Annotated in this window: 8 protein-coding genes, 1 tRNA gene and 1 riboswitch; of the genes, 4 read left to right on the top strand and 5 right to left on the bottom strand. The window is 63.3% G+C overall.

Features of this window, described 5'->3' with window-relative positions:
• Positions 1-3: 3 nt before the first annotated feature.
• From E1748_RS14055 to E1748_RS14045, 3 genes are read right to left on the bottom strand one after another with little or no spacing between them, the layout of a single operon-like run.
• Positions 4-303: a phosphopantetheine-binding protein gene (locus E1748_RS14055; RefSeq protein ID WP_133647833.1), complete on the bottom strand. Its 300-nt coding sequence runs from the start codon at positions 301-303 to the stop codon at positions 4-6.
• On the bottom strand, positions 278-1,072 hold the full coding sequence (locus E1748_RS14050) for a lysophospholipid acyltransferase family protein (protein ID WP_133647832.1): 795 nt from the start codon (positions 1,070-1,072) through the stop codon (positions 278-280). Before E1748_RS14050 ends, E1748_RS14055 begins: the two co-directional genes overlap by 26 nt.
• The gene (locus tag E1748_RS14045) at positions 1,069-1,785 is read right to left on the bottom strand and encodes a beta-ketoacyl synthase chain length factor (RefSeq protein WP_133647831.1); all 717 of its coding nucleotides are present in this window, start codon (positions 1,783-1,785) and stop codon (positions 1,069-1,071) included. The genes E1748_RS14050 and E1748_RS14045 overlap by 4 nt, the downstream gene beginning before the upstream one ends.
• Before the next feature lie 495 nt (positions 1,786-2,280).
• A riboswitch (yybP-ykoY riboswitch) is annotated at positions 2,281-2,468 on the top strand.
• 38 nt (positions 2,469-2,506) lie between these two features.
• Here E1748_RS14045 and E1748_RS14040 point away from each other — a divergent pair.
• A complete protein-coding gene (locus E1748_RS14040; protein ID WP_133647830.1) occupies positions 2,507-3,079 on the top strand; it encodes a TMEM165/GDT1 family protein in 573 nt (190 codons plus the stop codon).
• A gap of 158 nt (positions 3,080-3,237) precedes the next feature.
• Here the strand turns inward: E1748_RS14040 and E1748_RS14035 are convergent, their stop codons facing one another.
• Positions 3,238-3,933 carry a DUF4136 domain-containing protein gene (locus E1748_RS14035; RefSeq protein ID WP_133647829.1) on the bottom strand — a complete coding sequence of 232 codons (696 nt, stop codon included), beginning with the start codon at positions 3,931-3,933 and terminating at the stop codon, positions 3,238-3,240.
• Between the two features lie 181 nt (positions 3,934-4,114).
• Between E1748_RS14035 and pepN the strand changes: the two genes are divergently transcribed.
• The 3 genes from pepN to E1748_RS14020 all read left to right on the top strand — a co-directional run bounded on the left by pepN (position 4,115) and on the right by E1748_RS14020 (position 8,155).
• Positions 4,115-6,832 carry an aminopeptidase N gene (gene pepN, locus E1748_RS14030; RefSeq protein ID WP_133647828.1) on the top strand — a complete coding sequence of 906 codons (2,718 nt, stop codon included), beginning with the start codon at positions 4,115-4,117 and terminating at the stop codon, positions 6,830-6,832.
• 177 nt (positions 6,833-7,009) lie between these two features.
• Positions 7,010-8,026, top strand: coding sequence for a class 1 fructose-bisphosphatase (locus E1748_RS14025; protein ID WP_133647827.1), 1,017 nt, complete (start codon positions 7,010-7,012; stop codon positions 8,024-8,026).
• 53 nt (positions 8,027-8,079) lie between these two features.
• Positions 8,080-8,155 (top strand) — tRNA-Thr (locus E1748_RS14020).
• Between the two features lie 80 nt (positions 8,156-8,235).
• Here E1748_RS14020 and E1748_RS14015 read toward each other — a convergent pair.
• Positions 8,236-9,123, bottom strand: a complete 888-nt coding sequence (locus tag E1748_RS14015; RefSeq protein WP_166653565.1) for a hypothetical protein — start codon at positions 9,121-9,123, stop codon at positions 8,236-8,238.
• Positions 9,124-9,150: the final 27 nt, after the last annotated feature.

The following is a 9,150-nucleotide window of genomic DNA, read 5'->3' as shown; positions in this document are numbered from 1 at the left end:
GATTCATTCCCCTTTCGTGGCGGTTTCGTTCATTGCATGGCCCGTATCGCGCTGGCTGGCGATCAGTGCCGCAAGTGTGTTGATCGAACGGAAATGCTCCCGCGTGCGCTCGTCGTTCGCTGCGATGGTCAGCTGATACTTCTTGCGCAGCACGATGCCGATCTCCAGTGCGTCTATCGAATCGAGGCCGACACCGTCGGTGTCGAACAGCGGCGCATCGTCGTCGATGTCCGCGGGGCTCAGATCTTCGAGATCGAGCGCCTCGATCAGAAGCTGCTTAATTTCCAGTTTTAAAGAATCCATAGTCGAACAGATGCCGGGTAATGTGAGCTTCGACCGCGCGCGTCACGGTGCGCGCGGCGAGTGCAGGCGAGGTGTCGTCGGCCGCGAACTGTTCGACGCCAAGTGGCTCGAGCACATTCACGCGCATCCGGAACGGACGCGGCGGCACGTCGTACCAGCGCATCTGCCGCGTAAACGCCGGGGGATCGCAGTCCATCAGGACCGGCAGGATCGGCGCATCCACTTTCAGCGCCATGTGGGCGAAGCCGCGCGAGAACACGTGCATGCGGTTCGGCGCGGGGCTGCGCGTGCCCTCCGGAAAGACGATCATCGTGTAGCCCGCCGCGAGTTGTCGCGAGCCGGCTTCGACGAGTTCGACAGGGTCGGCGTTGCTCACGTATTCGGCTGCCCGCACGATACCCCAGAAACACGGGTTGCCCCAATGCGCGTTTTTCACGACACAGCACGCGGCGGGCGTGAGCGACAGCAACACGACCACGTCGAGGTAAGTGGGGTGATTCGCGACGACGATGGCCGGCCCGCGCGTGCGCAACGCCTCGGCGCCGCGCACGTCGAGCTCCATCACACCGATCTTCTGCAACGCGGCGACAAGCGCGCGAAAAAAATGATGGATCGTGAGCGTGACGACACGCTGCCGTGACGCGCGGTGCGGCCACAGCCACACGAGCGGAAACACCAGCAGCGAAAACGCGAGACCGCACAGGCCGAATACGATGAAGCTCAGCCCTGTCGCGAACAGTCGCCAGTAGTAGCCGATACGCGTCGTCATGCTGCGGCTCCGCGCCAGTGCCATTGCCACGTCGAACGTGCGCTGCGCCATGCGGCCGGTTCGCGCTGCGACAGGCAGTGCAGTACCGCCTCGCCTTGGGTCGCGAAGGATGTGAGCGTGGCAGCGGCGGATGCGATTTCAGTCGTGTTCGTGACGACCGTGCATTCGAGTTGTGCCGGAGGTTGGTCTGCAGGAACGGCATCGAGCAGCACCGCGATCGCACCGCCCTGCACTTCGTCGTCGACGGGACCGTAGACTGCGTCGGCGGGTTCGTCGGCGTAGACGAGCAGCACAGGCCCTGACGGATCCGCCGCATATTGCGCATGGGCTTCGAGTAACGCGTATCCGAGCGTTTCAGCACCCGCCGACACCGCATTCGCAGGCGAGCGATCGCCGCGCGCAATACCGAATACGCCGGACATCGCGTTCAGCACGGACAGACTAAAGGCAGTCGGCGATACGGGTTCGCCGGTCGTGATGGATTCGAGAATATCGGTGGTGCGCCGCAACTCGCCGTGGCGAGACGCAAAGACGACGCGGACTTCGGGATATTGCGCCACACAATCATGCGCGACCTTCAGTGCGATACGTGACAGAGTGCTCAGACGACGCCGGACCATCGGCTCGATAAAGCCGATATCGGGCGCTGCGGCTGCGGCGACGGGCCAGGAAGACCAGCGGGCAACCGGAATAGTCCAGTGCAGATCGGGCATATCGGTTCACGCTTAGGTTGGCTGCTGGTGCCTGACGGAGCGTGCCCTTCGCGATGCACGCCTTAAGGGCGCAACGCTCGCGGGACAATTGCTTCCGGAGTCGATCCAGTCTTTTTCTATGGTTCAGCGAATTAACGGCACATTGCCCTGTTTATTTAGGCAGCACGTCCAGCGTGTCGCACTTTCTCGCACTTACTTTATGTACCCCGTATGCGCGGAATCATACTGAATATCCCGCAGTAAATCAGCTTCAATAAACGTGTAGGTATGCATTCGTGTCGTCAGCGCGACGAAATGTCAAAGCAACGTGAACACTTAACAAAGAACCTCTTGCGGCCATTGCAAAAGACCTGGCAATTTCCCCCACCCAAAGCTTTCAGAGACCCGACAATCACGCGTAAAACTCCGCTATCCGGTGCAGTGCGAAACCTCTTCCGGACACACTGCGCGGCTCACCGGCTTCGTACCGATACGACAAAAACCGCGTGCTATACTCCGCCCTTCATTGGGGAGTAGCCGCCCCGCAACGCGTCAGCGCCATCTGCTTCACCGGGCGCACGGCACGCGATTCGCGGGGGCGTCTGTCAACAAACTTGGCCTCACGGCCATGGCAGACGCAGCCTCGGGCCTGGCGAGACCGATGATCCATGACCGCCGTCACAGGGCCCGGTGCGTCGTGGATCGTCGCTCGCACTCATCTCGGCCCGGAAGACAATCACACGTGGAACAAGCCTTTCTGATCTCAACAGGCGCAGTCGCGCTTGCCGAAATCGGCGACAAGACGCAACTGCTGTCGCTCGTCCTCGCGGCCCGCTATCGCAAACCGCTACCGATCATTCTCGGCGTACTCGTCGCGACGATGGTCAATCACGCAGGCGCCGGCGCGCTCGGTGCGTGGCTCGGTTCGCTCGTCACGCCGACCATCATGCGCTGGGCGCTCGCTGCATCGTTCATCGGGATGGGGTTATGGATACTCGTGCCCGACAAGCTCGACGACGAAGAAGCGAAAGCGACGCGCACCCGGCTCGGCGTGTTCGGCGCAACCGTGGTCACGTTCTTCCTCGCCGAGATGGGCGACAAGACGCAGCTCGCGACGGTCGCGCTCGCGGCGCGCTTCCACGACTTCTTCGGCGTGGTCGCGGGCACGACGCTCGGGATGATGATCGCGAACGTGCCGGCGATCCTGCTCGGCGACCGCTTCGCGCATCGCCTGCCGACGAAGCTTGTGCACGGCATCGCGGCCGTGATGTTCGTCGTGCTCGGCGCCCTCGCGATCATGGGTGTCGGTCTCTAACGCTTTAACGCTGTCCCCGCTGCACCACGTATAAAGACGTCCTCACAGATTCTCAGACACCGCAAAAAAGAACGGCCTCGCAGGTTCACCCTGCGAGGCCGTTCTTTTTGTACAGCCGTTCACGCCGGCTGCACACGCAAGACTGGCAAAAGAAAAACCTACTGCACGACCTTCGGTGCGGACGCTGCCGCAGGCGCCGCGGCAGCCGGCGCACCGGACATTTCGTTCGGCCGCCCACCGTTTTTATCGAGCGGAATCTTGACCATGCGCACTGTGCCGTTCGCGAGCGGGAAGTCGGCGAGCGCGCTGCGCGCGAGGTACGGCATCGCGCCGACCAAAGACGGATCATCACCACCGGTGCGCGCCGTCACGTTGTAGACCTCCTTGCCGGTCATGCGCTCGGTGATCCGGATGCCGAGCGTGTGCACCGACACCGGATAGGTCTGATTCACGTAGCCCGCCGGGAACGGTGGCCCGAACGGCCCCCACGGATCGAACGGACGGCCCCAGTAAGGACCCGGCCACGGGTTGTAGTAGACCGGCTGCGCGATCGTCATCGTGTCGGCGTGCGTCGAATACGTGAGTCCGACCAGATAGCGGGCCGCAGCCGGATCGACGCGGCGGAAAGCATCGCTCGCGAGTTCGTCGGCGACGATCCGCTCGTAGGTGCCCTGCTCGAGATTATTCTGCTGCTCTGCCGTGCGCGTGAACGCATAGGTCCGCGTCGCGTCGCTGCCGTTCCAGTCGGAGAATGCGGTCACGCGGCTCGCCACGTAGGTCGTGCAGCCGGAAAACAGTACGCTCAGTGCCGCCAGCGTCAGTGCGGCGTGGCGGGTCCATCGATCGAGCTTCATGGTCGTCCTCGTATTGCTGTCGTAAGCCACGCGTCGCGCGGCGGGCCGATAATACGCTGACTGCGCGAGGCGGTAAAAAGTTCGCCCCGCAGGAACCGTCGAGCCTTTGTACAATGGGCCGACATGTCCGGTTCGCGTACCCCGCGAACCGGCTCCAAATCCCCCTCTCTCATCCGAGACCATGGCCGATACCGCAACTCCCGTCGTGATCCACCGCGCCGACTACGCGCCGCCCGCTTTCCTGATCGATACCGTCGCGCTCGAATTCGATCTCGTCCCCGAACGCACGATCGTCCGCAGCACGATGCGTGTGCGCCGTAATCCGGACGCTACCCGTGGCACCCGTGCCGCCCACTTCGAACTGATGGGCGAGCAACTGGAGTTCGTCGGCGCGACGCTCGACGGCGCGCCGTACACCGCTGTGCGTCCGCACGAGCACGGTCTGTCGGTCGACAACGTGCCCGACGCGTTCGAACTCACGCTCGTCAGCGCGTGCAATCCCGCTGAGAACACGACGCTGTCCGGCCTCTACGTATCGAGCGGCAACTTTTTCACGCAGTGCGAGGCCGAGGGCTTCCGGCGCATCACGTATTTCCTCGATCGCCCCGACGTGATGGCCACGTACACCGTCACGCTACGCGCGGACAAGACCGCGTACCCGGTGCTGCTGTCGAACGGCAATCTGCTCGAAACCGGCGATCTGCCCGACGGCCGCCACTTCGCCCGCTGGGAAGATCCGTTCAGGAAGCCGAGCTATCTGTTCGCGCTGGTCGCGGGCAAGCTCGTCGCGCTCGAGGAACGCGTGCGCACCGGTTCGGGCAAGGAAAAGCTGCTGCAGGTGTGGGTCGAACCGCACGATCTCGACAAGACGCGTCACGCGATGGATTCGCTGATCCACTCGATCCAGTGGGACGAAAAGCGCTTCGGGCTCGAACTCGATCTGGACCGCTTCATGATCGTCGCGGTCGGCGACTTCAACATGGGCGCGATGGAAAACAAAGGGCTCAACATCTTCAACACGAAGTACGTGCTGGCGAATCCCGAGACCGCGACCGATACCGACTTCGCGAACATCGAGGCCGTCGTCGGGCATGAGTACTTCCATAACTGGACCGGCAATCGCGTGACGTGCCGCGACTGGTTCCAGTTGAGTCTGAAGGAAGGTCTGACGGTTTTCCGCGACCAGGAATTTTCCGCGGACATGGCCGGCGGCGCGACGGACGAAGCGGCACGCGCGACCAAGCGCATCGAGGACGTCCGCGTGCTGCGCCAGATGCAGTTCGCCGAGGACGCGGGCCCGATGGCGCATCCGGTGCGCCCCGAAAGCTACGTCGAGATCAACAACTTCTACACGATGACGGTCTACGAGAAAGGCTCGGAAGTCGTGCGGATGTATCAGACGCTGTTCGGCCGCGAAGGCTTTCGTCGCGGGATGGATCTGTACTTCCGCCGCCATGATGGCCAGGCCGTCACGTGCGACGATTTCCGTCATGCGCTGGCGGACGCGAACGATCGCGATCTCGCGCAGTTCGAGCGCTGGTACAGCCAGGCCGGCACGCCGCGCGTCACGGTGCGCACGCACTACGACGCCGCGCAGCGCCAGTATCGCGTGACGCTCGCGCAAAGCTACGGCGACGCGGCCAGCGTCACGCCCGCCGTGCGCGACACGCAGACCGGGCCGCTGCTGATCCCGTTCGCGATCGGGCTGATCGGCGCGAACGGCATCGATCTGCCGCTGCGGCTCGAAGGCGAAACCGCCGCGCACGGCACGACACGTGTGCTCGAATTCACGCAGGCCGACCAGACCTTCACGTTCATCGACGTCGCGGAGAAACCGCTGCCGTCGCTGCTGCGTAATTTCTCGGCACCGGTGATCGTCGATTACGACTACTCGGCCGACGAACTCGCGTTCCTGCTCGCGCACGACAGCGATCCGTTCAACCGCTGGGAGGCGGGCCAGCGGCTCGCGACACGCGAACTGCTCGGGCTCGCCGCGCGTGCGGCGTCGGGTGCGCCGCTGCAGTTCGACGACACGGTGATCGGCGCATTCGCCCGCGTGCTGACCGACGAAACGCTGTCGCCCGCGTTCCGCGAGCTGGCGCTGATGCTGCCGTCCGAAGCGTATCTCGCCGAGCAGATGACCGAGTCGAATCCGGCCGCGGTTCACGTCGCGCGGCAGTTCGTCCGCAAGCGTCTCGCCGATGCGCTGCGCTCCGACTGGCTGACGATCTACGAACGCCATCAGACGCCCGGCGCGTACGAAGCGACGCCTGACGCGGGCGGTCATCGCGCGTTGAAGAATCTCGCGCTCGCGTACCTCGCGGAACTCGACGATCCGGCCGACGCGGTCCGTCTCGCCGGCGCGCAGTACGACGCGGCGAACAACATGACCGACCGGTCCGCGGCGTTGTCCGCACTGCTCACGGCATCGGCGGCCGGCGACAGTCACGCGGTACAGCGCGCGCAGGACGCGCTCGCCGATTTCTATCAGCGCTTCGAGAAGGAACCGCTCGTCATCGACAAGTGGTTCGCGCTGCAGGCCACCCAGCGCGGTTCGGCGCAGCGTCCGGTGATCGACATCGTGCGCAAACTGATGTCGCATCCCGCGTTCAATCTGAAGAATCCGAACCGCGCGCGCTCGCTTATTTTCAGCTTCTGCGCGGCGAACCCGTCGCAGTTCCACGCGGAAGACGGCTCGGGCTACGCGTTCTGGGCCGAGCAGGTCATCGCACTCGATGCGTTGAATCCGCAGGTTGCCGCGCGGCTCGCGCGTTCGCTCGAACTGTGGCGCCGCTTCACGCCGGCGTTGCGCGACAAGATGCGCAGTGCGCTCGAACGGGTTGCAGCACAGGTGAAATCGCGCGACGTGCGCGAGATCGTCGAGAAGGCGCTCGCGTAGGCGGAGCGGTTTGCGTTGCATCGAAAGCCGGCACCTGTGCCGGCTTTTTTGTGCCTCGCTCGCCAATCGCACACCGGCTGCCACCGCGCGATCGCGACAAAACCCGGGAAAACACGGAGCACCCGATCCGAGCGGGTAAAATCCCGACTGTCCCCTTCGCCTTTCCGGAGTAGAGCAATGGCCTTGCAGCGTCGTACCACTCTCACCAAGTATCTGATCGAGCAGCAACGCGAGAACAACAACCTGCCGGCCGACCTGCGCCTGCTGATCGAAGTCGTCGCGCGCGCGTGCAAGGCGATCAGCTATCACGTCAGCAAGGGCGCGCTCGGCGACGCGCTCGGCACCGCCGGCAGCGAAAACGTGCAGGGCGAAGTGCAGAAGAAGCTCGACATCCTGTCGAACGAAATCCTGCTCGAAGCCAACGAATGGGGCGGCAACCTCGCCGGCATGGCATCGGAAGAAATGGAGCAGTTCTTTCCGATCCCCGCGAACTATCCGAAGGGCGAATACCTGTTGGTGTTCGATCCGCTCGACGGGTCGTCGAACATCGATGTGAACGTTTCCATCGGCACGATCTTCTCGGTGCTGCGTTCGCCCGACGGCCAGCAATCCACCGAGCAGTCGTTCCTGCAACCGGGCACCAAGCAGGTCGCGGCGGGCTACGCGGTGTACGGTCCGCAAACCGTGTTCGTGCTGACCACCGGCCACGGCGTGAACTGCTTCACGCTGGATCGCGAGCTCGGGTCGTGGGTGCTCACGCAAAGCGACATGCGCATCCCCGTCGAGACGCGCGAATTCGCGATCAATGCGTCGAACGAGCGTCACTGGTATCCGCCGGTCCAGCAGTACGTCGGCGAATTGAAGGACGGCAAGGACGGCGCGCGGCAGGCGGACTTCAACATGCGCTGGATCGCATCGATGGTCGCCGACGTGCACCGTATCCTGAACCGCGGCGGCATCTTCATGTACCCCGCCGACATGCGCACGCCGGACAAGCCCGGCAAGCTGCGCCTGATGTACGAAGCGAACCCGATGGCGTTCATCGTCGAGCAGGCGGGCGGTGCGGCAACCAACGGCCACAAGCGCATTCTGGATATCCAGCCGAAGAGCCTGCACGAACGCGTTGCCGTGTTCCTCGGCTCGAAGAACGAAGTGGACCGCGTCACGCGGTACCACCTCGAGTCAAAAAATTGAGCGCGGGACTTGCCAAGAGCCGTAAAACGTCCCTATAATCGCGGTTCCCTGATGCCGGAATAGCTCAGACGGTAGAGCAGCGCATTCGTAATGCGAAGGTCGGGGGTTCGATTCCTCTTTCCGGCACCAAACAGTTTCAGGCAAAAGCCCAGTCATCGCGACTGGGCTTTTTGTTTTTCTGGATTCGCCGACACGTCGGGCGTCGCACGTTACGGCTCTTCAACGGGGCAGAGGCCGGTGCGCTCGTCGAACGCGTAGCGTCGTCGACAATCCCGAAACGAACGCGTAGCCGATATCCGCTCGAACGTGTTGCCGTCGATCGCCGTGTGCCGGACGTGATAGCGATGCTGAGGTGGCTTGCTGTCGTCGTACGCGACGTTCCACGCCGAATCACCCATCACGACAAGCGAGTCGATGGAGCTGTCCACAAATTTGTAGATGCTGGGGGTATGGCCTTTGCAGTACGCGAGAGCCTGCGGCATCTCGCCTGAAAATATATTGCAATGCCATAGCAGGTTCCCGTCGGTGTAGTAGTCGTCGCACAGCGCGCGCATCGTGCGGGGATTCGCGCCTTCGAGGAAATAGAGCGCGTCGGGTGTGCGCTCCATTCGCTGGCCATCGGGCGCGTCGGGATCGTCGACGTAAAACGACTTCCCCGCTACTGACGCATAAACCTGCTGGCCATCCGTATAAAGCCAGCCTATGCGAACCGGCCGCTCGGGGCTCGCCTGCTGAAGCAGTGCATTTTGTCGAAGCTCATCCAGGATCAATCGATCGATCCACTCCATCTGGCTCTCGAACGGCCCCAACGTGGCCAGCGCCGAGGTCCACGCGGCGAACCATTCCGGCGTGACATCGACGGGGTCTTTCTCGAGCGAAGCCATGCGCCCTTTATCGACGTCCTGCGCCGGAGGCCAGTTAAGCTCATCGAGCTCCGCCACGATGTACCCGCTCTTCGCGTTACCACGCTGACACGCGATCGCGGAACGCGCTATCGCAGCGAGGCGGTGCGCGTCCTCTCGCGCGTCCGCCGTCGAGCCGTCGTAGAGGCACGCGGCGAATTGCAGAGCCTTCTGTGTCCGGTCGTAGCGGCACATCAGGTAGTTGCCTGTAGCGGGATCGCA

Origin of the sequence: Paraburkholderia flava (genome assembly GCF_004359985.1) — a bacterium.
Classification (GTDB): Bacteria; Pseudomonadota; Gammaproteobacteria; order Burkholderiales; family Burkholderiaceae; genus Paraburkholderia; species Paraburkholderia flava.
Note: the sequence above shows the minus strand (reverse complement) of the source record. Positions and strands in the feature narration are given on the sequence as shown.